Genomic DNA, 23049 nt, shown 5'->3' with positions numbered 1-23049 from the left:
ACAACAGACCACGAAAATCTCTTGGCTTTAAAACTCCTGCTCAAGTTTTTTATGCTACAGTTTCAAAAGTAATGGCTGCATAATTAAGAGGTGGAAATTGCATTTATTGGTTGAATGGGCGTTTGGTTTTTTGACACCGAATGGCACCGAGTTTGACACCGAGAAAGTTATTAGGTTGTTTAAAGTCCGAGTTTATGGGGGTTAAGTATATAGGTGGATGGGGTAGAGGGATTCGAACCCCCGAATATCGGTACCAAAAACCGAGGCCTTACCGCTTGGCGATACCCCAATGTATGTAGTTGATAGACGAAATATCAATTTGGTTGCGGAAGCTGGATTTGAACCAGCGACCTTCGGGTTATGAGCCCGACGAGCTACCGAACTGCTCTATTCCGCGGTGTTTTAAACACTTTAACTCTGTGTTTGTGAGCGAAATTATAGACAAAATTGTATTTAATGTCAAGAGTATTTTAAAAAAAATTGTTAATTTTTTATTGACCTCTTTTTAATGAAGATTGCTATATAATATGTCAATAATAAATATTGATGAAAAAGAGAAAAAATGACACCGATTGAGAGAGTTTTACAAGCCATTGAAGATATCAAAAAAGGGAAGATGGTCATCATGATTGATGATGAAGACAGAGAGAATGAGGGTGATTTGGTTTATGCTGCAGCTTTCTCCACTCCTGAACATGTAAACTTTATGGCAACACATGCAAGAGGGCTGATCTGTGTGGCACTCTCACGTGATATAGCAAACAGGTTAGACCTTAACCCTATGGTAAGTTCAAACACATCATCATATGAGACAGCATTTACTGTTTCTGTCGATGCTAAGAGTGCTTCTACGGGGATCTCTGCAAAAGAGAGAGATGATACCATCAAGATTCTTGCAAACCCTATCTCAAAAGCTGATGAACTTGTAAAACCCGGGCATATCTTTCCGCTTATCGCAAAAGAGGGTGGTACACTTGTTCGTACAGGGCATACAGAGGGTTCCGTTGACCTTTGTCGTTTAGCAGGGCTTAGTGAAGCGGGTGTGATTTGTGAAATCATCAAAGATGATGGAGAGATGGCTCGCCGTGATGATCTGGATATTTTTGCAAAAGAGCATGACCTGCATACTGTTTTTATCTCTGATATCGTAGAGTATCGTTTGGCAAATGAGCGTCTTGTAAATGAAGTAGATGTAGAGGAGATAGAGTTTTTTGGTGTAAAAGTTACACGTCATACCTTTAAAGACCATGATGGTATTGAGCATACTGCTATCTTGTTTTATAGTGCAGGAGAAGTTGCAAATGTCCGTGTGCACAATGTTATACCTGACTGTGAGCTTCTTTTAAACCAAGAGAAGTATAACAACCTTATCAAATCGATAGAGTATCTCAAACAAAACAGTGGTGTTTTACTTTTTATCAATAAAACAAATCACCAGGATAATGCTGCCATGAAAGAGTTTGGTATTGGTGCACAGATTATCAAGTCATTTGGTATCTCTAAAATGAATCTTATCACTTCTTTAAAACCAACTGACTTTGTAGGACTGAGTGGTTTTGGTCTTGAGGTCAATGAGGTTATTGATATTTAATGCTTCGACTTTTTTTAGTGTTACTGCTGTGTCTTGTGTTAGAGGCAGATGAAGGGCTTGTAACACGTCAAAAGGTACTGATGGGTACCTTTGTGACGCTTTCTGTTGAAAGTGCGCATAAAGAGCTTATAGAGCCTTCTTTTAGAGTGCTTAACAATATTGAAAAATCTCTCTCCAGTTTTGATGAAAACTCTCCGATTTATAAACTCAATCATAACAAAAGTGCTAAACTTGATAGTTACAGTTATGAAGCGCTTCAACTTTCTTTGGAGTATTACAAACAGACAGACGGCTACTTTGACATTGCCATTGGAAAAATAACAAAAGATCTGTATCGTTTTGGCCAAGATGAGCGAGTAGCTGTGAAAAAAGAATTAAAAGCAGCTTCTACAGATATGAACGGGTTTGAGTTCAACAAAGATGAAGCAATCATTACAGACGATATAAAAGTAGACCTTGGTGGAATGGGGAAGGGCTATGGAGTCGACAAAACAGTAGCATTTTTAAAAAAGCATAAGGTGCAAAAAGCCATTGTTGCATTGAGTGGTGATATTCGCTGTATCGGAGGCTGTAAGGTAATAGTAAATAATCCTCTGCGTGAGGATATACCTTTAGCAAGCTTTACGATAAATAACAGCGGTGTGAGTACAAGTGGAAATTATAATCGTTATGTAAAAGAGAAAAAGTATAACCATCTCATCAATCCAAAGACAAAAGAGTCTGCGTCTAACTTTTTGTCTGTAACACTCATTTCAAAACTGCCTTCTGCAACACTTGATGCCTATGCGACAGCTGTAAGTGTCATGCCTAAGAACAAAGCCTATATGTTTTTGGATTTACAGCCACTTGCATATATTATTTTAGAATCAGACAAGAGCTTACATATCAGCCATGATATCAATGATTATGTAGATGATCTAAAACGCAAATGATTCTGTTTTTAAGACCTTTATCTTTGTAAGTTCTTTGTCTTTATCAAGTTGCAGTTCTTTTGCTGCCTCTTTTGATATGAGTCGAAAACCTAGAGTTATTATCAGCTGGTCGCCTTTTTTCAGTTTTGTATCATAGTTGATACTCTTTTTCGCATAGATGAGTGTATCTTTTAAAACTTCTGTTGCTTCAAAAGGCATGCTTGTTTTTCCATCTTTTCCAAATGTGCGTTTAAATATGTATGGTTTTAGTGCAATGTGTTTTCCGTCTCGGACGATTTTTACTTCCAAAATACCTTCTCTGTAAGCCTGACCAAAAAGAGCATGATTGGCTTGGTTGATAATATTTACAGTAAAACCTTTTGTATCTTTTGTTACATCAATATCAATATATTTACCTAAATCTTTTGAGAACTTATGCAGACCCGCTATGCCATGGTAAGCGTGTGTCTTACTATCTCTGAGTGTTGTTTTTGAGCCCATTGTCTTTGGCATATGACAGGAGATACAGGTCTCTTTGTCTTTTTTATCAATGTAGGCATCAAGCATAACAACATCGAAGCCGTGAGCATTGTTCACGTGAGAGTGGCATCCCATACAGACATTGCCATTATAGTAGTTTTCATTATTATACTCTATTTGATGATATGGTGAGTTTTTAGAGCGTTTGATAAGACCGAAAAATGAGCTAGTTGTCTCATACTTTACTTTTGCTTTTTCTTTTTTATCGGCTTCGGCACTGTAAAAATCTCTTTTTTTGTCACTGAGCACGTTTTTATTTTGCTCGTCATGCTCTTGAATATTAGTTATGGTATGACAATAGACACATGAGATAGGCTCTTCTTTTGCCTCTTTTTGTGTTTTTGCACTTGGTGAGTGGCATGCTTTACATTCATTTTTATCTGTAACTTGTTTTTCTTTTTCAAAGACAGCTTTATAGATTTTATCACTCTCAAGAGAGGATTTTCTATGGATGGAACTGTAGTACTCTTTATAGATAAGCGGATGACACTTTTGGCAAACTTTACTCTCACTTGCCAGCAGTGAACTGAGATTAAGAACGATAAATAGTGTAAGGAGTAGTTTTTTCATAGAAAAGATTGTACCTTATTTATCATAAATTATACTTTTAAAAAGTATAAACAGAATATATAATAGTGTTACTTGGAAAAGAAAAAAGGAGATAATTTTCATATAGACAAAGAAAGAAAAGCCCATAAGAATCAAAAAAGGTGAAAAAAGTTCTAAAAAGGCACTCAAAAATGTGAGGAGTATGATAAAAGTAATCTCTTTTGTATTACGTTTTTTAGTAAAGATCACAAAATGTAGAACGACCATTACAAAAAGCCCAAAGGCAAAGATGTGAGGAAGGATGATCTTTAAAAGACCTGTATATGTTTTTGCCGGTGTAAAAGTAGCTTCATTTCCTAGGTAATAGTGCAGAACACTCTCATAGGAAAATCCAATCTTATCTGCAAATATCATGGCACTGCTTAACAGCAGTAAGATACTAAAGAGTAAAAAGTAGCCTATTGCATATCTATATGCTTTATGTAACAAGGTTGAGCTCCCATAAAGAGCGTAGTGTCATCCAAAGTGCTATGATATGCCATGCAAAAAAGGCGACTAGATAGATAGTCGTAAATTGAGCTGAATAAAAATAGGCAGCAGTAAGTGTTATCGGAGTCAAAAGTGCAAAGAAGACGAAAAGATTCATACTTAAAATGGTATTTGTTTTATGATGTAAAAGACGAATATATACGGCACTCAGTGTAAGAACAAGCATCATTAAAAAAAAGATTTGCATATGAACAAACTCTAAAAAGACAGATTTGTTCATCGGGTCTAAGAACTCATCGGCATTTCCAAAAAGTGTTGTTTGAATGGTACCTGTTGTGATACCCATAGTATGTGATTTTACAAAGACATCAACAAGCAGATAAAGTAGTATAAAAATTAAAAGCCTATTGAGTAAGGGCTTCATTATTTTGTCTTGTTTTACATTTTTTATCAGAGTAAAACGCAATTACTTCCCTTTTAAAAGTTTATTGTAGATTGCAAAGGCGATGCGTGAGCTGTCAGTGACACTTCTTGCACTGAGTGTTGCTCCTGTGATAGTGGGAATATCACGTGAGAGTTGCAGCATTTTATTGGTTTTTATATCTCTGAACTGCTCTTGCCATGTTTTACTTGGAATATACTCATGTGGTTCATTAAAGGCAATAATCTCGATACCTTTAAGTGTTCCATCGCTGATAAGGTACATAACAACACCATTTTTAGAGCGTACTTTTTTATTGATCAAAATTCCGTATCCAAGAATCTTTCCATCTTTTTTTGCTGTATAGATACGATAAATTTTGGTTGTCAGTTTTGTTTTTGCTTCTGCCTGTACTTTTTTAAAATCCTCATTTGAAAGAAGGATGTTTTTCTTACTTATGGTAACACTTTTACCATAGTTCTCTTTCATGGCATCTATCGGTGAAAGAAGAACTTTCGCCGATAGATTTGCTGTCAAAAAGATAAAGAGTAAAGAGAAGATAAATGTTTTTTTCATAAGCTAACTCTTGTGAATTTTTTTATCATTATAGCAAAACTCTAAAAGATAAAGCCCATAGAGAGACTAAATGTATCAGAATCTATACCACTGTTTGCATAATCATTATCTGCCATTGCATAGTCCATTTTAAAAACTACTTGCTCATGCGGATAAAAATTTAGACCTACTGTTGTAATGTTCACTGTATCAAAATTCTCTGGAGCTGTACCAACTGTTTTACTTTGTGGATTCAGGCTTTCATATTGTACAAAAAGAGGTAAAGTATAACTGCTTTTTGTCAGTGACAAGATATCAAAACTTGCATTGAGATAGCCTCCTTTGGCCTCTTTTGCTATCGATGGTGTTGTAAAAGCATCTGTTTTTGAACGGGATGTCTCTGTATAAACACCATAGAGTCTAAAACCACTGTTTGTATAGTCAATATGGGTGTCCCACATAGTAAGAGTATTGTCCGTATACAAAGAAGCACCTAAAAGCAAACCATTGATACCTGTATAATCTACTCTAAATGTTCCACCGATTTTTGGATCTGTGTTTTTAAAAGAGCCACCTCGTCCGCCACGTATCCACTTTTCACCATTTGCTGCAGTATCTAAACCTGTTATGAGTGCAGCTTTGTATGTTAGAGATTCAACTATATCTCCGTACGCCATTACACCACTTTCATTCCAGGTAGAAGGGATAAGATATTTTGCACTCTCAGGACGCTGTACTGTTGTAAAGAGTGTTGGCTCATGTCTCTCATTGATAAGTCCCATAGGCACTAAAAAGTTACCAACTCGAATGTTTGCATTTTGATTGATGAGAAAATCAAGATACATGAACTCTAAAATAACTTCGCCACCTACAGATGTCCCTCCATTATTTTCAATTCCACCGTGTTCAAACTCTATCTCTGTATTTAAAATGATATTATCAGAGAATTTATATCCTATGTAGGGTACAAACCTATAGACATCTACTGTTGAAGTAGAACCGCTTTGATTTGCAAGTTTTTTGTTTGCATAATACATTTCTCCATACCCACCTATACTTAATGGTGATTTTGAGTAATAAACTTTTGATGCAGCAGCACCAAGACCACTGTGTGATTTTTCTGTATCAACTACCGTATAATTAAATCCGGTCTTTAAATCACTTGTTTCATCAATAAGCGTCTGTGTTATCTCTTTTAGAGAAGCTATCTCTTTTTTGAGTTTAACAATATCCTCTTTCTCATCTGCAAAAGATGCACTACTTGTGAGTAACATACCAGCCAAAGCTAGTGAGATTTTTGTTTTTTTCATTATGAATTCCTTTTATTTTAATTATGATATTTACTATCAAAATCTTTTATGTTGAAATAGTACAAAATTTTTTTTATAAAGTCAATAGTTATGATAATTAATATCAATATTTAAGAAAAGAATGTTGATATATGACAACATTTTATTTACATTTAGAGGAGTATAATATAAGCGTGTTGATGGAGAATAATGATGGAAAATGTTAAATGGTTTAACGAAATAGGCATAGAGGATGTTGCAGAAGTTGGTGGAAAAAATGCTTCGTTGGGTGAAATGTATCAAAACCTCACGCAGCTAGGTGTACGTGTTCCAAATGGTTTTGCCGTTACATCAAGTGCATACAGATATATACTTGATACCAATAATGCATGGGAAAAACTCCATACAGAACTTGATAATTTAGATATAAATGATGTTGATAGTTTGCAAAAGCATGGGAAGGCATGTAGAGATATCATATATAGTTGTGAAATGCCTGATGATTTGAAGCAAGATATCTTAAATGCTTATGCAAAACTCAAAGCGGAATATGGTGAAGAGCTTTCGCTTGCTGTTCGTTCCTCTGCTACTGCTGAAGACTCTCCTGAAGCCTCTTTTGCAGGACAAAATGATACTTATCTGAATATTTCCACGGAAGATGAGCTTTTAGATGCCTACAAAAGGTGTCTCGCCTCCAATTTTACAGACCGTTCTATCCATTATAAGTATGACAATGGTTTTGATTATTTAAAAGTCTATCTTTCTGTTGTTGTAATGAAGATGGTTCGCAGTGACATAGGGGCAAGTGGTGTAATGTTCTCTCTTGATACGGAAACTGGGTTTGAAGATGTTGTTTTTATAAATGCGGCACTTGGGCTTGGTGAAAATGTAGTACAAGGAAGTATCAATCCTGATGCCTTTTATGTTCACAAACCGACATATAATGAGGGTTTTCGTGCAGTACTTAAGCGCTCACTGGGCTCAAAAGAGCAAAAGATGATATTTACAGATACCATCAATCTTGACAATATCGCAGTTGAGTATACAAAAAATATTCCTACCACTCAAGAGGAACGTAGCCATTTTTGTATTACAGATGAGGATGTGATGGTACTTGCAGGTTATGCTATAAAAGTGGAAAATCATTACTCCAAAAAAGCCGGTTTTCATAAACCGATGGATATGGAGTGGGCAAAAGATGGAATAGACGGACATCTCTATATGGTTCAAGCAAGACCTGAGACTGTAGAGTCCCAAAAAAAAGGTAATGTGCTCGAGATTTATCATCTTAAAGAAAAAGGCAAAGTGATTGTTAGCGGTCAGGCTATCGGTACAAAAATTGGTCAGGGAAAGGCACACTACATAAAAGATGTCAGTGAGCTGAATACTTTTAAAGCCGGAGAGGTTTTGGTCGCTGATACCACATCACCTGACTGGGAACCTGTGATGAAGATAGCATCTGCTATTGTTACAAACAAGGGAGGACGTACCTGTCATGCGGCGATACTGAGTCGTGAACTTGGTATTCCTGCAGTTGTCGGATGTGATAATGCTACAGAGCTATTAACAGATGCTAGTGATGTGACTGTCAGCTGTGCAGAAGGTGAAGAGGGTTATGTTTATGAAGGTAGACTCGCTTTTGAGATTCAAAAGACAGATCTGAGTAATCTGCCAAAAACGAAAACAGCAATTATGATGAACCTTGGCAACCCTGATCAGGCCTTTTCACTTTCTTCCCTTCCGGTAGATGGTATTGGACTTGCCCGTATGGAATTTATCATAAATGAATATATCAAAGCACATCCAATGGCACTAAAACATCCGGAGCGTGTTGATGATAGGACTAGAGAGCAGTTACAGGAGCTCACGCAGGCATATGATTCTATGGAAGATTTCTTTGTAAAAACGCTCTCTGAAGGTGTGGCAACCATTGCATCGAGTGTTTATCCTAAACCTTGTGTGGTACGTATGAGTGATTTTAAATCCAATGAGTATGCAACACTTTTAGGTGGAAGCAGTTTTGAACTTCAAGAAGATAACCCGATGATAGGGTTTCGAGGAGCCTCACGATATGCGCATCCAAATTATGAAGAGGGGTTCGCCTTAGAATGTGCTGCGATGAAACGTGTGCGTGAGGAGATGGGCTTTACAAATGTAATCTTAATGATTCCATTTTGCCGTAGAGTAGAAGAGGGTAAGCATGTTATCGATACAATGGCGAAATATGGTCTCAAACAGGGTGAAAACGGACTGCAAATCTATGTAATGTGTGAGATACCAAACAATGTGATCAGTATTGATGCCTTTAGTGAAATCTTTGATGGTTTTAGTATAGGAAGCAATGATCTCACGCAGCTCACACTTGGCGTGGATCGCGACAGTGAAATCGTTGCATTTGATTATGATGAACGAGATGAGGGTGTTAAGGAGATGATTAAGATGGCAGTAGAAGGGTGTAAACGTAACAATCGGCACAGTGGTATCTGTGGTCAGGCACCCTCAGACTATCCTGAAATGGCAGAATATCTGGTACGACTTGGTGTGGATTCTATGAGCTTAAACCCTGACAGTGTTCTAAAAACCATACAGAACATAGGTTTTTTAGAAAAAAAACTTACAAGAGCCTAAAATGAAAATTGCATTTTTTGAGATAAAACCGGAAGAACAGGAGTTTTTTACAAAAGCTTTGGTGTCCGAGAAGCTCTTTTTCTTTGAAGATACCATTAATGAAGTTATTTTAGAAGATAGAGATTATGATATTGTCTCTGTATTTGTGCATTCAAAAATTTCAGATGAGATTTTAGAAAAACTTCCGAAGTTACAATATCTGCAAACACGTTCAACAGGTTATGATCATATAAAATGTGACTTGCTTTATAAAAAAGGTTTGCTTCTTTCGAATGTGGCAGGATATGCCGGACCTGCTGTCGCAGAATTTTCCTTCTCTTTACTTTTAAATGCTACACGGCATACGTATACAGCACTAGGGCGAACAAAAGAGGGTGATTCTCACTATAGTGATCTAAAAGGAATCGAACTCTTTGGCAAAACAATCGGTATTTTGGGCTTAGGTACGATTGGCTCCCAGATGGCACGTATCGCTTGTGGTTTTGGTATGAAAGTACTGACATATTCTCGGACAAAAAAAGATATTGTAGATGAACTGCAAATAGATTTTTGTAATCTTGAGATAGTTCTCAAAGAGAGTGATATCATTATGATGGCACTTCCACTCACACCAGCAACACGGCATATATTAAATATGGAAAATAGTAATTTACTAAAAAAGAGAGCTATAGTTGTAAACACTGCTCGAGGTGAACTTATTGAAGATAATGTATATGAAAAAGTAGCCAATATATTTTGTTTGGATGTTATTAGTAAGCAAGAATATATAAAAGAAGATAATATTCTCTATACACCACATATGGCCTACTACACAAATGAAGCACTGCAGAGAATCATGCAGATTTCTCTAAAAAATATAGAAGCATTTTTATCATCAGAGGCATTACCCAACTGTTTAAAACTGCCGTGTCAAAAGGACTATAGATGAGAAAGGGAAATGATGAGCTTTCTAATCTGACAGGACTGAGCGAAGAAGAAGTTCATGAACGACTGCAAAAATACGGTTACAATGAGATAAATGAGAAAGAGGAGAGTTGGTTACATCGTTTTTTTCGTCGATTTTGGGGACCAATTCCATGGATGATTGAAGTTGCAGCCATTCTTTCTGCAGTTGTGAAGAGATGGGAAGACTTTATTATCATAATTATTTTACTCTTCGTGAATGCTATAGTTGATTTCTATCAAGAGTCCAAAGCTTTGAATGCAATAGCAGTGTTAAAGAAAAGATTAGCACGAAAAGCATTGGTATTACGTGAAAATGAATGGATGGAAATTGATGCAAAAGAGATAGTACCTGATGATATTATAAAAATAAAGATAGGCGATATAGTACCTGCAGATGTTGCGTTGTTGCAAGGAAGTGAGTTTTTGCTTGTTGATCAGTCTGCACTTACAGGTGAATCTTTGCCTGTTCGAAAAAAAACAGGTGAGACATTGTATGCAAATGCCATCATTAAACAGGGTGAAATGGTAGCACGGGTTACACAAACAGGAAAAAATACCTATTTTGGAAAGACAGTTGGACTTGTGGCAAAAGCCCAAAATGAAGAGGTAAGCCATTTCCAAAAAATGGTTATAAAGGTAGGGAATTTTTTAATCTTTTTAACACTCTTTATGATTGCTATCATTATTTATCATGGTATCCAAACAAATCAGCCTACAGTTGAGTTATTAATCTTTGCACTTGTTTTGACAATCTCTGCTATTCCAGTTGCCATGCCGGCAGTTTTAACTGTTACTATGGCCATAGGTGCAAGAGCTCTGGCTGCCAAAGAGGCTATTGTGAGTCGCTTGGCTGCTATTGAAGAGATAGCAGGTATGGATGTATTGTGTTCCGATAAAACAGGCACATTAACACAAAACAGAATGAGCCTGGCGGAACCATATTTAGTAAAGGATACAACGCAAGAAAAACTGATGCTTTATGCAGCACTGGCAAGTAAAAAAGAGAATCAAGATCCTATTGAAAAGCCTATCTTTGATTATATAGACAAATATAGCCTTCAAAGTGAAATTGCAGCACATAAATTGAAAAAATTTCTTCCATTTAATCCTGTTCATAAAAGAACAGAAGGGATTTATGAAGATGAAAATTGTGAACTTATCTTTACAAAAGGTGCCCCGCAGGTTATTATAGAACAGAGTGATGAAAAAGAGTTTGACAAAGAAGCAGCTTATAAAAAAGTAGAATATTTTGCTTCTGAGGGTTTTCGAACCTTGGGTGTCGCTTATAGAAAATGTGAAGAGGATCTGTACCATTTTATAGGACTGATTCCTCTTTTTGATCCACCTCGTGAAGATTCTGTAGAAGCTATAGCCGAAGCCAAGGCAAAAGGTATTACAGTTAAAATGATTACAGGAGATAATCTTGCTGTTGCAAAATATATTGCATCTTTGCTAGATATTGGAGAAAAGATAGAGGATATCCATATACTTAAAGGAGAATCAGTCGAGGAGTATATCTATCTTTCAAAAATATTATCCAAAGCTATTGTTCAGTCATTACAACCTGATGTAGCACAGGAGAAGATAGATGAAGAGGTAACCAAGATTGTTAAAAAAGTTCAAAAAGAGCTTTATAATATGCCGCTTCCAAAAGGGAGTGTTAAAAAACATGAGTCAGAGATCATTGCACTTATAGAGTATGCTGACGGTTTTGCACAGGTTTTTCCTGAAGATAAATATTTTATAGTCGATGAACTGCAAAAGGCCGACCATATTGTCGGTATGACAGGAGATGGGGTCAATGATGCACCGGCACTTAAAAAAGCAGATTGTGGAATAGCAGTCAGTGGTGCTACAGATGCTGCACGTGCTGCAGCCGATATTGTACTTATGGCTCCTGGTCTGAACGTGATTGTTGATGCTATTAAAGAGTCAAGACAGATTTTTGAACGTATGAAAAGTTATACAATTTTTCGTATTGCTGAAACCATACGTGTCATTATTTTTATGACACTTGCAATTGTTGTATATGATTTTTATCCTATTACCGCTTTGATGATAATTATACTTGCACTTCTTAATGATATACCAATTATGAGTATAGCCTATGATAATACAAAGTTGCGTGAGACACCTGTACGCTGGGATATGAAAGAGGTTTTTGTTCTGGCTTCCTGGTTGGGAATAGCAGGAGTGCTTTCTTCCTTTTTACTCTTTTGGATATTAATCTCATATATGGATCTGCCACTTGAACTGGTTCAAAGTCTGTTTTTTGCAAAACTGGTTATTGCCGGACATGGTACAATATACAATATGCGTATAGATGACTGGTTCTTCAAACGGCCATGGCCTTCTAGGACACTTTTTAGTGCAACTTTTTTAAGTCGTGTTACTGGAACAATAATTGCCGTATATGGTTTTGATCTGATGGCGCCAATCGGTTGGGGATGGGCTGGCTATATGTGGGCTTATGCTCTTGTGTGGTTTGTGTTTAATGATGCTGTAAAAATGGCTGTACTTAAATATTATAGAACAAGATATAATGAGGATATCATATGAAAAATGAAAAAACAAGTTTACCTTGGGAACATCCCAAACTAAAAGCGGAAGATCCAAAATCGTTAGAGCTTATTAAAAAGATTATGAAAAGTCCTACATATACTATGGCTGAACAAGATGAAGCGTTTATGCACTCTTATGAAGCTAGAGGAATTCGTCTTGAAATCGACTATTTAAAAGCAGAGCTGAAGATGAATGAATATGGCATCGAGCATACGATAGTTGTCTTTGGGAGTGCACGTATAGTTGAGCGCGAGACTGCACTGAAACGACTGCGAACCATTGAAGAGATGCTTCAAAAAAATTCAGATGATAGAGAGCTTTTATGGGAACTGTATGTTGCTGAACGTATGGTTGGAAAGAGTATCTATTATGAAGATGCAAGAAAATTTGGGCGTTTGGTAGGAAAAAGCGGAGAGACTGTCGAAGATTGTCGTGTTACTTTAATGACAGGTGGTGGTCCAGGTATCATGGAAGCAGCTAACCGTGGCGCTTATGATGTTGGAGCAAAAAGTATAGGACTCAATATCAAACTCCCGCATGAACAGTATCCAAATCCTTATATAACCCCTGATTTATGTTTCTTGTTTCACTATTTTGCAATAAGAAAGCTTCATTTTTTAAACAGAGCCAAGGCTTTGGTTGTGTATCCTGGAGGTTTTGGAACTTTTGATGAACTTTTTGAGACCTTGACACTTGTTCAGACAGGAAAAACAAAAGATATACCTGTGATTTTAGTAGGGAAAAAGTACTGGAAAAAAGCGATAGACTTTGAATTTTTAAAAGATGAAGGCGTAATCGCTCCTGAAGATATAGATGTATTTCATTATGTAGATAATGCTGAAGAAGCTTGGGAGTATATACTCTCTTGGCATAAAAAACAAGGAAAACCACTCTATGAATCTTAATCCTGAATTACTTCACTTTCTCGTTGTAACTGTTTTTAGCTTTTTAATCGGTCTTGAAGTAAAATCATACCGCAGTCAGTTTACAAATGCAGAGAGTGAGAATTATTTCTTTGGTGATGTCCGAACATACAGTTTTGTAGGTATTTTGGGTTATGTTCTTTTTCTACTGGAGAGTACAACTTTACTGCTTTATCTGGCAGGTTTTTTTTCTATAACACTTCTTTATGCAATTTTATACAGCAGAAATCTTTTAGAAAAAAAACGCAGTATCTTACTTTATATTGTAATGCTCCTGGTTTACAGTTTTGGTGCATTGATCCAAACGCAACCACTTTGGATGAGTGCACTGTTATATGTAAGTATTGTTTTTATTCTCAATTCAAACAGAGGTATTGAGAAGTATGTAAAAAATATCAATATCAGTGAGTTTGAAACACTTGGAAAGATGGTACTGCTCTCTGCTGTTATATTACCACTACTCCCTGATACAAAAAGTATTCCTTACATTCCACTCTCCCCGTTTAAAATATGGCTTGCCGTTGTTGTAATCTCGGGTATCAGTTATGGTGGCTATATCTTGCAAAAGTACTTTTTCCCATCAAAGGGCTACTTTTTAACAGGGATTTTTGGAGGCTCTTACTCTTCAACGGCCACAACGGTTGTCCTGGCTCGTAAGGCAAAACATCTTGGAGGGCGTAATGTCATAGATGCAGCCATTATCTCAGCGACTTCGGTGATGTATCTGCGTCTTATTGTAATAGCACTTTTGTTTAATTTTGAGATTGGAAAGATGCTTTTGTTACCATTTATAGTGTTGGCGGTATTTGGTTTTACTGTAGCAGCTTTCTATCTACGAAATACACAAGAGAGAAAAGAACACCCTGACATTGTTGATAAAAACCCTTTAGAGTTGAAAACTGCATTTATATTTGCCTTTTTATTTGTTGCGATGATGATTATCACACAGTATGTGACAGAGGATTATGGAAAAGTTGGACTTGAGATTCTTGCGTTTGTTGTTGGTTTTACAGACATTGATCCTTTTGTTCTCTCAATCCTCACAGGAAAATTCAATATAACATCAATACAGATTACAGTAGCCATTATGATAGCAGCAGGAAGTAATAATTTATTAAAAGCTCTCTATGCGCTCTGGTTTGGCAGTGTCAAAAAAAGTTATAAATCAGCGTTGTGGTTGGCAGTTCTAGGTGTTGTCACTATCTCTCTGGGACTTGTATATGAAAATGTTTTATAAAGGTTGAAAAGTATGAATAAGTTACTTGCAGAAGAGATATATTATTTGATGGTACTGGGTCGTAAGTTTGAGTATGCAGCCAAAGAGAACTATATGAAGGGAAATATATCAGGCTTTTTGCATCTTGATATCGGACAGGAAGCTTTGAGTGTAGCTGCCATTAAAGCGTTTGAAAAAGGAGATGTGTTTTCCACGTACCGTGAGCATATTATGGCCATGGCAAGGGGAATTGAACCTAAAGCTGTCATGGCAGAACTTTTTGGAAAAGCAAGCGGTGTGAGCGGTGGTAAAGGTGGAAGTATGCACCTCTTTGAACCTTCACGCTTCTTTTACGGCGGGGATGCCATTGTCGGTGGACATATTCCAAATGCAGTAGGGTGTGCGTATGCTAGAAAGTACCAAGGCAGTGATGATGGTGTGATGGTTATCTTTGGAGATGGGGCTACAAACGGTGGAGCTTTTTTTGAATCACTCAATATTGCTGCAACACAGAAACTTCCACTGCTCTTTTTATGTGAAAACAATGAATACGCAGATGCTCCACCACTGCGACTAGCCGGAGCAGATACACCTATACCCTATAACAGAAAACTCGAACTAGCTTCCATACCAACACCACAAAGTATTGCGGATGATATTATAGAGTGGGGAAGGAAAAACGATGTATGATATAGTGATGCCCCAACTCTCAGACTCGATGGATGATGGAAAGCTTATAGCATGGAAAGTAGATGTTGGTCAGACAGTCAAGAGTGGTGATATAATAGCTGAAATCGAGAGTGACAAGGCGATTATGGAGTTGCAGAGTTTTCAAGATGGTATCGTTGAAGCCCTGCTCGTTGATGAAGGTGCAGAAGTGCCTGTCGGTACCGTTATAGCAAAGATCGCAACAGATGAAAAAGTGGAGCAGGCAGTAAAGAAAAAAATAGAAAAAAAAGAAATAAAACAGAGTAAACCAAAAGAGCTCAAAGAGCAAAAGAAAAAAGAAGCAAAAAGAGATGAAAAAGAAAAAATTGAAATCTTGAAAATAGAGTCTGCAGATGGAGTTTCGCCAAAAGCACGTGCCAAAGCAGCACAATATGGCATAACACTCCAAAATCTCATGCAGCATACACAAAAGGTTCAACTGCATGCAGATGATGTAGAGAGGTATATAAACGAGCACTATTTTACACCAAAGGCACAGAAGCTTCTTTTAAAGTATAAACTAGAGGCTTCACTCTTTGCATTAAATCATAAAATAGATGAAGTTGAACTGCAGGAGTATATCGACGAACATGAGATTCCGCTCCCTTGTGCAATAAGTTCTATGCAAAAAGCCATCATTAGCAATGTAACATCTTCAGCAAAGAAACCGGTATTTCATATTTATGAGTATGTTGATGCAACACTCTTACAACAGAATGTACAATACAGTATAACAGCCTGGTTTATCAAGATTTTTGCAGACATTATGATGCGACATGATACATTTCGCTCACGTTTACAGAAAGAGAGTCTCTCTGTCTATCCAAATGCTTCTATATCTTTAGCTGTTGCAGATACAAAAGAGCTTTACATGCCTGTTATAAAAGATGCAAACAAGCTGACAATTACAGAGATAGATACAATGCTTAAAAGCTTTAAGTCAAAACTGCAAAATAAAAGCTTTACACAAGAAGATATGCATGGCTCAACATTTGGCATATCAAATCTTGGTATGCTTGGCATTAAGCAGTTTGATGCGATGATAAAAAAGAAGATACTGCAATAGTCGCTATCGGTGCAGTGGAGAATGGTAAAATCGCTATAACACTTACAGCAGACCACAGGCTGATAAATGGTTATGAGGCAGCACTTTTTATGCAAGATGTGAAAAAAGAGCTGAGTAATCCTCTTAATTTTAAGGATTAGACGATGTATGACATAATTTACATAGGTGGTGGACTTAACTATGCTGGTGCCATTGTTGCAGCAAAAAATGGGAAAAATGTGGCGCTTATTGAAAAAGATCTTAACCAGCTTGGTGGTGTATGTCTGCAAAAAGGGTGCATTCCTTCAAAGATGTTTTTACATTATGCCAATTTGGTGTATGAGAGTAAAAACGAGATACTGCAAGGGGAGTTGGAACTTTGTCAAAAAACACTTTTTGAAAAAAAAGATGCATTGCTCAAAAGTGTAACAAAAGTTGTGCAAAAGCAGTGTAGCCATTTTGAACTGATTGAAGGGGAAGGGAGCGTTGTTGCTCCGCATAAAGTTGAGGTAAACGGTAAGGTTTTAGAAGCTGAGCATATTGTTATGGGAACGGGTTCAGCGCCTTTTATTCCTGAAGGTATTGAGTACAATAAAAAAGATATCATTGTAAGCGATGAGGTGTTACAACTGCAAGAACTTCCAAAAAAAGTTGCTGTTTACGGTACTGGGGCTATTGGACTTGAGATGGCAAGTTTTTTTGCAGCTGCCGGAGTTGAAGTTTTTCTCATTGACAGGTCTGAAAATATTTTGTTCAATGCGCATCCAAAAATCATCGAATCATTGAAAAACCAGCTTGAGAAACTGGGTATCAAGCTTTTACAAAATCATCCAATAAAAAGTGCAAAGAGTACAAAAAAAGGTGTACATATAACATATGAAGGTAAAAGCAGTAAATATTTTGAGATGCTCTTAGTGGCTACCGGACGCAGACCAAATGTCGATGTCGTTGCCTGTGATGATATAAAGGTGGAACGTGGAATTGTAACTGACACTCATTTTGAGACAACGCTGCAAAAGCATTATGCTATAGGAGACTGTAATGGCAAGGTCAAACTTGCTCACGCAGCACGAGCTGAAGTTCTGAACGTCACAGAACGTATTCTTGGAAAAAAACCTCGTATACTTAACTTAGAGCATGTTGTGAAGTTTATCCATACTTTGCCAATGAGGTATGCTAGAGTTGGAAAGAATAAAGCAGATTTAGAAGAACAAAAGCTAGAGTACAAAGAGAGTATTATAATGCTCAATCAATTTACATATTCAGTTTATAATCATGCAAGTAATGGTGTAATGGTCAGTTATATTGATAGAGAGGGATTTGTTTTGGGTGCGGAGATTTTTGCTCCAAATGCAGAAGAGCTTATCGCACCGGTTGCAATAAGTTTGGCAGGGGAGATGGACGCTGCATCGGCAAAACGAACCATCTTGGCACATCCTACATTTTCCGAAGCCTTAGAGAGAACATTTTATAAGTTATGATACTGCACAAATGGGGCGAAGTAGAGTATGGTAAAGCTAGAGAGATGATGCAGAATGTTCATACAAAAGCCTTGCAAGATGGAAAGAATCATCTCATCCTCTGTTCACATCCCAATATTTTTACGGTTGGCAGTGACAGAGATGAGGATTTTTGTGTCGGTGTTGTTCAGAGTGATCGGGGTGGCTCCATCACCTGTCACTCAGAAGGGCAAAATATTTTTTATTTCTGTTTTCAAGTGAATAATCCGGTACAGTTCTATAAAAAAGTTTTGAATGCTTTTGAGAATTTTTTTATACAACATCTCTCGGAAGTTTTTTATGATAAAAAGAGGGCAGGCTTTTATATTCAAAACCGTAAGGTTGCCTCTTTGGGCTTTCGTTACTCCAAAGGAGTTTCTCTTCATGGTGTAGCTTTAAATGTTGATGTGGATTTGGATTTTCATGCACAGGTCAATCCCTGTAATTTAGAAGGTGTAGAGCCAACTTCACTGAGAGCTGAAGGTGTGATGCTTACGCAAGAAGAGGTAAACAGTAAGATACTACACTTTTTAGAGAAGAGTTTTGATGATGCATTACAAACCTAAAGTCAAAGCTCCACATCCAGAGTTGATACAAAAGATGCAAAATACTCTACGTGAGTACAGTTTAAATACTGTTTGTGAGACTGCAGCATGTCCTAACAGAGCTGAATGCTATGAAAGAGAGAGTGCTACTTTTATGATACTTGGGGATGTCTGTACACGCTCTTGCAGCTTTTGCAATGTAAAAACAGGGCATGGGGTGGCAGTTGAAGCAAAAGAGCCTGAGCATTTGGCATCAGCTATTGCAGCGTTGGGGCTGAAATATGTTGTCATTACTTCAGTGGACAGAGATGATCTAAAAGATTATGGATCAAAACATTTTCTTTCTTGTGTCCGTGCTGTTAAAGAGAAAAATCCAGATATCAAAATAGAGCTTTTAACACCTGATTTTCGATTTTCTCAAGGAGCTTTGGATACAATCATAGTAAGTGATGTACACAAACTTGCACATAATCAAGAGACGGTTAGGCGTTTAAGTAAGACTATAAGACCACAAAGTGATTATGATAGGTCACTGCAAGTCTTAGAATATTATGCAAAGTACTCCAAGTCCAAGATTAAATCATCATTGATGGTCGGACTAGGTGAATCTGAATCTGAATTGTATGAGGCAATGCAAGAACTATTAGATGTTGGAGTAAGTGAACTGACAATAGGGCAGTATTTACAACCAACACAAAGACATCATAACGTTGAAAAATACTATGCACCGGAGTTTTTTGAAGTAATGAAGCAAGAAGCCTATAGAATGGGTTTTTGTGCTGTGGCTTCGGGTACACTTGTGAGAAGTTCTTATTTCGCTGAGGAGTTGGGAAGATGAAGAATGCAAAACTTGTTTTAATGCGACATGGGCAAAGTGTCTATAATCTACAAAACCGTTTTACCGGTTGGAGTGATGTGGAGCTAAGTGAACAGGGTGTGCGTGAGGCCAGAGAAGCAGGAGTGCTTTTAAAAAAACATAAAATCTATCCGGATATCTGTTTTACTTCATGGCTTAAACGTGCCATTCATACAGCAAATTTGGCTTTAGAAGAGCTTGAGTGGGAGCACATTGATACACTTCGTTCTTACAAGCTAAATGAAAGACACTATGGAGCGTGGCAGGGAAGAGATAAGAAGAAGGTAAAACAGCAAGAGGGTGCAGCAAACTTCTTGGCAGTTCGTCGTGGTTATGATGTGCCACCACCACCTCTACGTGAGGATGACGAAAGAGTGGTCTGGAGAGATAAAAAATATGCCGCAATTCAAAAAGAGCTTTTACCTTTGAGTGAGTCATTAAAAGATACAAAAAAGAGAGTTGTGGAGTATTTTGAAGCTGTGATAAAAAAAGAACTGCAAAAGCATTCCACTGTTTTAATCTCGGCTCATGGAAACTCCCTGCGTTCTTTAGTAATGTATCTGGAGAAGATAAGTAAAGAGGATGTCGTGAGACTTGAAATTCCAACAGGAGAGATAATTGTATACGCTTTTAATGAGAAGCTCAATATCATTAAAAAAGAGGTTTTCAAAGGATGAAAAAATGAGTAGTCATAATCACCACCATCATGCAGTAAGTGGTAGAAATCTTTTTATTACGATAGTTTTAAATATTATTATTACACTCTCTCAAATCATAGGAGGAATCTTCTCTGGTTCTTTGGCACTATTGAGTGATGCGATGCACAACTTCAGTGATGTTTTGACTTTACTTATTGCATGGTTGGCTAACAGACTTGCTCAAAAATCTTCTACACAAAACAGAACATTTGGGTATAAACGGGCAGAGATTTTAGCAACACTCTTCAATGCTTCTGTTCTCATAGTTATCGGCGTCTTTTTAATTGTAGAAGTCTTCCAAAAGTTTTATCATCCTGAGGCGATAAACTCTCTGTATGTTATCTGGCTTGGAGTACTGAGTATCGTACTAAACTCTGTCAGTGTTCTACTTGTAAAAGATGATGCCCAGACAAATATGAACATCAAAGCAGCTTATTTGCATCTACTGACAGATGTCATGACAAGTGTTGCCGTTGTCGGTGGTGGTCTGTTGATGTACTACTATGATCTGTTTTGGCTGGATCCGTTGGTATCACTACTTATAGCACTCTATCTTATTAGTGCCTCTTTTAAGCTTGTGAAAGAATCTGTTTCGATTTTAATGCAGTTTACTCCTTCTTCTATTGATGTGCAGGAGCTCATAGCAATGATAAAATCTTTGGATGCCATAGATAATGTCCACCATATTCATCTATGGCGATTAAATGACCATGATATCCATGCAGAAGCACACTTAGATTTTACAGAGAATGTTACGTTAGAGAAGGCTTCACAAATTATTGATATACTTGAAGAAAAATTAGCCGATACCTTTGGTATCAATCATGTGATATTTCAGTGTGAATACAATAGAGATGACAATAAAGCGGAGATTGTGTAGATGTCTAAAATACTTCTTTTAGAAGATGATGAAGTCTTAGCAGAGACTTTGAGTGAGCTCTTGGAGAATGAAGGTTTTGAAGTAGTTCATGTTACAAATGGAGAGATGGCACTTGATGCTACTTTCAATGCAAATTTTGAACTCTTTTTACTTGATGTAAATGTGCCACAGCTCAATGGTTTTGAACTTTTAAAGAGTCTGCGTGAGGCGGAGAACACGACACCTGCCATATTCATTACATCTTTAAACGATATTGCTTCACTCTCAAAGGGTTTTGAAATCGGAGCAGATGATTACATTAAAAAACCTTTTGATTTTGATGAGCTTTTAGTTCGTATCAAAGCACTCATCCGTAAGTCATATCACAGTAGGTCAAATCTCCTGAGTGTAGCAAACTTTGCTTTTGATATTGAGAAGAACGAACTCTATAAAGATGATATTTTTGTAAAGCTTTCTCCTTATGAGCTACAAATCGTAAGACTATTTTTTAAAAATCTCAATCAAACGCTTTTGAAAGAAGATCTTTTAGAAGAGTTAGGAGACGGCAGGGAGATGAGCGAAGGAGCACTGCGTGTGCATATCGCAAAACTACGAAAAACAGGACTCAATATCACAACCATTAAGGGAATAGGATATCGCCTTGCGTCATCATGAAAAAGTAGCTTTTTTAAAGTTTTTTATTACATATTTTGTCAGTGTTGCTCTTTTGATTCTGGTGGCCGGATTTTTCTATTTTGAGCAGACCAAAGGCTATCTTTTACGGATGGAGGAATTTTCACTCATAGAGTATGCCAGACATATAAAGATGGGTGAAAATCTGGATACATTTGGTAAAGATTACCACCATGATTTTCTGCGTGACAAGCAACAATATATAGATATTCGAAATTTTAAAGCTCTAAACGGGGAATTTATAAAAATTATACCAATGAATCACAATACATACTATTTGCAGGTTTTTAAGTCGAAACACAGCTATGATGAGAATCTCTGGAATCTAAAAAAGAGGGTCATAGCTGTTCAGATACTACTGCTTTTGATGTTTGCATTTTTAAGTTACAAGCTTGCAAAAAATGCGCTCAAACCTTTGCAGGAGAGTATCTCTAAACTCGATAAATTTGCAAAAGATTTGATACATGACCTTAATACTCCGGTTACGTCAATAAAGCTTAATATGAAACTTTTGGAAAAAAATCCAACACTGCAAGGTGATAAGATTGTCGCGCGTTTAAACAAAAGTGTCCATAATATCTCGGAGTTGCATGAAAATCTTAATATCTTATTGCAAGAGGAGACCTTCCAGATGCAGCGTATCAATATCTGTACACTTGTCAATGAAGTGGTTGATATTCAAAAAGGGCTCTATAGCAGTATAAACTTTCAAGTTGACTGTTCTGATTTAAAAGTCAAACTCAATCCTAATGCCACAAAACAGATACTTCAAAACATCATATCAAATGCCTGCAAATACAACTCTCAAAACGGCTATGTCAAGATTTATCAAAAAAACGGTGCTTTGTATATTGAAGACAGCGGAAAGGGTATTAAAGAGCCTGAAAAGATTTTTGAGCGCTCTTACAGTGCCGAGCATAGTACAGGCATTGGTCTGGATATTGTCAAAAGGTTGGCGCTTGCGATGGATATCACTATTGAAGTGACAACTTCCGACAGAGGAAGTTGTTTTATTTTACGATTTACGTGAGATTATTCTAAAATATCACGTTGGTCCTGTGTGAGAACCTTACGGGTATTGAAAATACATCTAAGGTGAATCATTGTTGCTTTTGCACGTAGATTAGCGAGCTTATAGACATCTTTTTTCAGTGATGCTGGATTGGCTCCTTTGTTGCTTGAGAGAACTATTTTACTCTCAAGGGCCATAATCTCTCTTTGCAGTTTCTGTACTCCGCTAACAGTCGCTTTTCTGATCTTAAGTAACTTTCGCTTTTGTGCTTTTGTAAGAGCCAAATCTTTGTCATCCCACATCATTTTGATCATCATTGTTAAATGTGGCAGTTTTCCTTGAATCAAAAATGGTTTTGATTTGGTCTTTTTTTGGGGATTTGCACTAAGTGTTACAGGTGTGAGTGTTGCTGTAATGAGAAAAGCACAAAAGAGAAGACCTAGAGTTGATTTTATAGACATAATATAGTCCTTTGCTATTAAGATGTATAATTATAAGGAGATACTATTAAGAGA

The 23049-nt window shown here is 37.0% G+C and carries 23 protein-coding genes and 2 tRNA genes; 17 read left to right on the top strand and 8 right to left on the bottom strand.

The window, feature by feature from the left end; all coding sequences use genetic code 11:
• Positions 1-214: 214 nt before the first annotated feature.
• Together MNY27_RS05320 and MNY27_RS05315 are read right to left on the bottom strand one after the other, a co-directional pair.
• Positions 215-289, bottom strand: a tRNA-Gln gene (locus tag MNY27_RS05320).
• Positions 290-320: 31 nt separating this feature from the next.
• A tRNA-Met gene (locus MNY27_RS05315) sits at positions 321-397 on the bottom strand.
• Positions 398-562: 165 nt separating this feature from the next.
• Between MNY27_RS05315 and MNY27_RS05310 the strand changes: the two genes are divergently transcribed.
• Both MNY27_RS05310 and MNY27_RS05305 read left to right on the top strand, forming a co-directional pair.
• Positions 563-1591 (top strand): bifunctional 3,4-dihydroxy-2-butanone 4-phosphate synthase/GTP cyclohydrolase II, encoded by a 1029-nt coding sequence (locus MNY27_RS05310; RefSeq protein WP_152184324.1) that lies wholly within the window; start codon positions 563-565, stop codon positions 1589-1591.
• A complete protein-coding gene (locus MNY27_RS05305) occupies positions 1591-2523 on the top strand; it encodes an FAD:protein FMN transferase (RefSeq protein ID WP_188109481.1) in 933 nt (310 codons plus the stop codon). The genes MNY27_RS05310 and MNY27_RS05305 overlap by 1 nt, the downstream gene beginning before the upstream one ends.
• On the opposite strand, the gene MNY27_RS05300 is transcribed toward MNY27_RS05305, so the two are convergent.
• From MNY27_RS05300 to MNY27_RS05280, 5 genes are read right to left on the bottom strand one after another with little or no spacing between them, the layout of a single operon-like run.
• Positions 2509-3612, bottom strand: coding sequence for a multiheme c-type cytochrome (locus MNY27_RS05300; RefSeq protein WP_152184325.1), 1104 nt, complete (start codon positions 3610-3612; stop codon positions 2509-2511). The genes MNY27_RS05305 and MNY27_RS05300 overlap by 15 nt on opposite strands.
• A 15-nt stretch (positions 3613-3627) precedes the next feature.
• On the bottom strand, positions 3628-4080 hold the full coding sequence (locus tag MNY27_RS05295) for a hypothetical protein (protein ID WP_152184326.1): 453 nt from the start codon (positions 4078-4080) through the stop codon (positions 3628-3630).
• Positions 4070-4504 (bottom strand): hypothetical protein, encoded by a 435-nt coding sequence (locus MNY27_RS05290; RefSeq protein ID WP_246153845.1) that lies wholly within the window; start codon positions 4502-4504, stop codon positions 4070-4072. Before MNY27_RS05290 ends, MNY27_RS05295 begins: the two co-directional genes overlap by 11 nt.
• A 42-nt stretch (positions 4505-4546) precedes the next feature.
• Positions 4547-5077, bottom strand: a complete 531-nt coding sequence (locus MNY27_RS05285) for an FMN-binding protein (RefSeq protein ID WP_152184328.1) — start codon at positions 5075-5077, stop codon at positions 4547-4549.
• A 41-nt stretch (positions 5078-5118) separates the two neighbouring features.
• Positions 5119-6366, bottom strand: a complete 1248-nt coding sequence (locus MNY27_RS05280) for a porin (protein WP_152184329.1) — start codon at positions 6364-6366, stop codon at positions 5119-5121.
• Positions 6367-6558: 192 nt separating this feature from the next.
• Between MNY27_RS05280 and ppsA the strand changes: the two genes are divergently transcribed.
• From ppsA to MNY27_RS05205, 15 genes are read left to right on the top strand one after another with little or no spacing between them, the layout of a single operon-like run.
• Positions 6559-8973 (top strand): phosphoenolpyruvate synthase, encoded by a 2415-nt coding sequence (ppsA, locus tag MNY27_RS05275; protein ID WP_346391955.1) that lies wholly within the window; start codon positions 6559-6561, stop codon positions 8971-8973.
• Between the two features lies 1 nt (position 8974).
• A complete protein-coding gene (locus MNY27_RS05270) occupies positions 8975-9901 on the top strand; it encodes an NAD(P)-dependent oxidoreductase (RefSeq protein ID WP_346391953.1) in 927 nt (308 codons plus the stop codon).
• Complete coding sequence (locus MNY27_RS05265; RefSeq protein WP_346391952.1) at positions 9898-12477, top strand: plasma-membrane proton-efflux P-type ATPase; 2580 nt, start codon at positions 9898-9900, stop codon at positions 12475-12477. The genes MNY27_RS05270 and MNY27_RS05265 overlap by 4 nt, the downstream gene beginning before the upstream one ends.
• A complete protein-coding gene (locus MNY27_RS05260; protein WP_152184333.1) occupies positions 12474-13385 on the top strand; it encodes a TIGR00730 family Rossman fold protein in 912 nt (303 codons plus the stop codon). Before MNY27_RS05265 ends, MNY27_RS05260 begins: the two co-directional genes overlap by 4 nt.
• Entirely contained in the window at positions 13375-14640 is a 1266-nt protein-coding gene (locus MNY27_RS05255) for a DUF4010 domain-containing protein (protein ID WP_152184334.1), read from the top strand. The genes MNY27_RS05260 and MNY27_RS05255 overlap by 11 nt, the downstream gene beginning before the upstream one ends.
• A gap of 12 nt (positions 14641-14652) precedes the next feature.
• Positions 14653-15309 carry a thiamine pyrophosphate-dependent enzyme gene (locus MNY27_RS05250; protein WP_246153846.1) on the top strand — a complete coding sequence of 219 codons (657 nt, stop codon included), beginning with the start codon at positions 14653-14655 and terminating at the stop codon, positions 15307-15309.
• Positions 15302-16393 (top strand): 2-oxo acid dehydrogenase subunit E2, encoded by a 1092-nt coding sequence (locus MNY27_RS05245; protein WP_152184335.1) that lies wholly within the window; start codon positions 15302-15304, stop codon positions 16391-16393. The genes MNY27_RS05250 and MNY27_RS05245 overlap by 8 nt, the downstream gene beginning before the upstream one ends.
• A 14-nt stretch (positions 16394-16407) precedes the next feature.
• On the top strand, positions 16408-16533 hold the full coding sequence (locus tag MNY27_RS05240) for a 2-oxo acid dehydrogenase subunit E2 (RefSeq protein WP_188109482.1): 126 nt from the start codon (positions 16408-16410) through the stop codon (positions 16531-16533).
• Positions 16534-16536: 3 nt separating this feature from the next.
• Entirely contained in the window at positions 16537-17853 is a 1317-nt protein-coding gene (locus MNY27_RS05235) for an NAD(P)/FAD-dependent oxidoreductase (RefSeq protein WP_152184337.1), read from the top strand.
• The gene (locus MNY27_RS05230) at positions 17850-18437 is read left to right on the top strand and encodes a lipoyl(octanoyl) transferase (RefSeq protein ID WP_152184338.1); all 588 of its coding nucleotides are present in this window, start codon (positions 17850-17852) and stop codon (positions 18435-18437) included. Before MNY27_RS05235 ends, MNY27_RS05230 begins: the two co-directional genes overlap by 4 nt.
• Positions 18418-19254: a lipoyl synthase gene (lipA, locus tag MNY27_RS05225; protein WP_246153847.1), complete on the top strand. Its 837-nt coding sequence runs from the start codon at positions 18418-18420 to the stop codon at positions 19252-19254. The genes MNY27_RS05230 and lipA overlap by 20 nt, the downstream gene beginning before the upstream one ends.
• Complete coding sequence (locus tag MNY27_RS05220) at positions 19251-19949, top strand: 2,3-bisphosphoglycerate-dependent phosphoglycerate mutase (RefSeq protein ID WP_152184339.1); 699 nt, start codon at positions 19251-19253, stop codon at positions 19947-19949. The genes lipA and MNY27_RS05220 overlap by 4 nt, the downstream gene beginning before the upstream one ends.
• Positions 19950-19953: 4 nt before the next feature.
• Positions 19954-20850 (top strand): cation diffusion facilitator family transporter, encoded by an 897-nt coding sequence (locus MNY27_RS05215; RefSeq protein WP_346391951.1) that lies wholly within the window; start codon positions 19954-19956, stop codon positions 20848-20850.
• Positions 20851-21504: a response regulator transcription factor gene (locus MNY27_RS05210; protein WP_152184341.1), complete on the top strand. Its 654-nt coding sequence runs from the start codon at positions 20851-20853 to the stop codon at positions 21502-21504. It begins immediately after the preceding gene.
• Positions 21491-22552 (top strand): HAMP domain-containing sensor histidine kinase, encoded by a 1062-nt coding sequence (locus tag MNY27_RS05205; protein WP_152184342.1) that lies wholly within the window; start codon positions 21491-21493, stop codon positions 22550-22552. The genes MNY27_RS05210 and MNY27_RS05205 overlap by 14 nt, the downstream gene beginning before the upstream one ends.
• Positions 22553-22554: 2 nt before the next feature.
• Here MNY27_RS05205 and MNY27_RS05200 read toward each other — a convergent pair whose 3' ends face one another.
• On the bottom strand, positions 22555-22995 hold the full coding sequence (locus MNY27_RS05200; RefSeq protein ID WP_152184343.1) for a hypothetical protein: 441 nt from the start codon (positions 22993-22995) through the stop codon (positions 22555-22557).
• Positions 22996-23049: the final 54 nt, after the last annotated feature.

This window comes from Sulfurimonas sp. NWX79 (assembly GCF_039667035.1).
GTDB lineage: Bacteria > Campylobacterota > Campylobacteria > Campylobacterales > Sulfurimonadaceae > Sulfurimonas > Sulfurimonas indica.
This window is presented reverse-complemented; position numbering and strand designations above follow the sequence as displayed.

Coding starts and splice junctions, on each gene's coding strand:
- MNY27_RS05310 (WP_152184324.1), top strand. CDS start 563: ATGACACCGATTGAGAGAGTTTTACAAGCCATTGAAGATATCAAAAAA.
- MNY27_RS05305 (WP_188109481.1), top strand. CDS start 1,591: ATGCTTCGACTTTTTTTAGTGTTACTGCTGTGTCTTGTGTTAGAGGCA.
- MNY27_RS05300 (WP_152184325.1), bottom strand. CDS start 3,612: ATGAAAAAACTACTCCTTACACTATTTATCGTTCTTAATCTCAGTTCA.
- MNY27_RS05290 (WP_246153845.1), bottom strand. CDS start 4,504: ATGAAGCCCTTACTCAATAGGCTTTTAATTTTTATACTACTTTATCTG.
- MNY27_RS05285 (WP_152184328.1), bottom strand. CDS start 5,077: ATGAAAAAAACATTTATCTTCTCTTTACTCTTTATCTTTTTGACAGCA.
- MNY27_RS05280 (WP_152184329.1), bottom strand. CDS start 6,366: ATGAAAAAAACAAAAATCTCACTAGCTTTGGCTGGTATGTTACTCACA.
- ppsA (WP_346391955.1), top strand. CDS start 6,559: ATGGAAAATGTTAAATGGTTTAACGAAATAGGCATAGAGGATGTTGCA.
- MNY27_RS05270 (WP_346391953.1), top strand. CDS start 8,975: ATGAAAATTGCATTTTTTGAGATAAAACCGGAAGAACAGGAGTTTTTT.
- MNY27_RS05265 (WP_346391952.1), top strand. CDS start 9,898: ATGAGAAAGGGAAATGATGAGCTTTCTAATCTGACAGGACTGAGCGAA.
- MNY27_RS05260 (WP_152184333.1), top strand. CDS start 12,474: ATGAAAAATGAAAAAACAAGTTTACCTTGGGAACATCCCAAACTAAAA.
- MNY27_RS05255 (WP_152184334.1), top strand. CDS start 13,375: ATGAATCTTAATCCTGAATTACTTCACTTTCTCGTTGTAACTGTTTTT.
- MNY27_RS05250 (WP_246153846.1), top strand. CDS start 14,653: ATGAATAAGTTACTTGCAGAAGAGATATATTATTTGATGGTACTGGGT.
- MNY27_RS05245 (WP_152184335.1), top strand. CDS start 15,302: ATGTATGATATAGTGATGCCCCAACTCTCAGACTCGATGGATGATGGA.
- MNY27_RS05235 (WP_152184337.1), top strand. CDS start 16,537: ATGTATGACATAATTTACATAGGTGGTGGACTTAACTATGCTGGTGCC.
- MNY27_RS05230 (WP_152184338.1), top strand. CDS start 17,850: ATGATACTGCACAAATGGGGCGAAGTAGAGTATGGTAAAGCTAGAGAG.
- lipA (WP_246153847.1), top strand. CDS start 18,418: ATGATGCATTACAAACCTAAAGTCAAAGCTCCACATCCAGAGTTGATA.
- MNY27_RS05220 (WP_152184339.1), top strand. CDS start 19,251: ATGAAGAATGCAAAACTTGTTTTAATGCGACATGGGCAAAGTGTCTAT.
- MNY27_RS05215 (WP_346391951.1), top strand. CDS start 19,954: ATGAGTAGTCATAATCACCACCATCATGCAGTAAGTGGTAGAAATCTT.
- MNY27_RS05210 (WP_152184341.1), top strand. CDS start 20,851: ATGTCTAAAATACTTCTTTTAGAAGATGATGAAGTCTTAGCAGAGACT.
- MNY27_RS05200 (WP_152184343.1), bottom strand. CDS start 22,995: ATGTCTATAAAATCAACTCTAGGTCTTCTCTTTTGTGCTTTTCTCATT.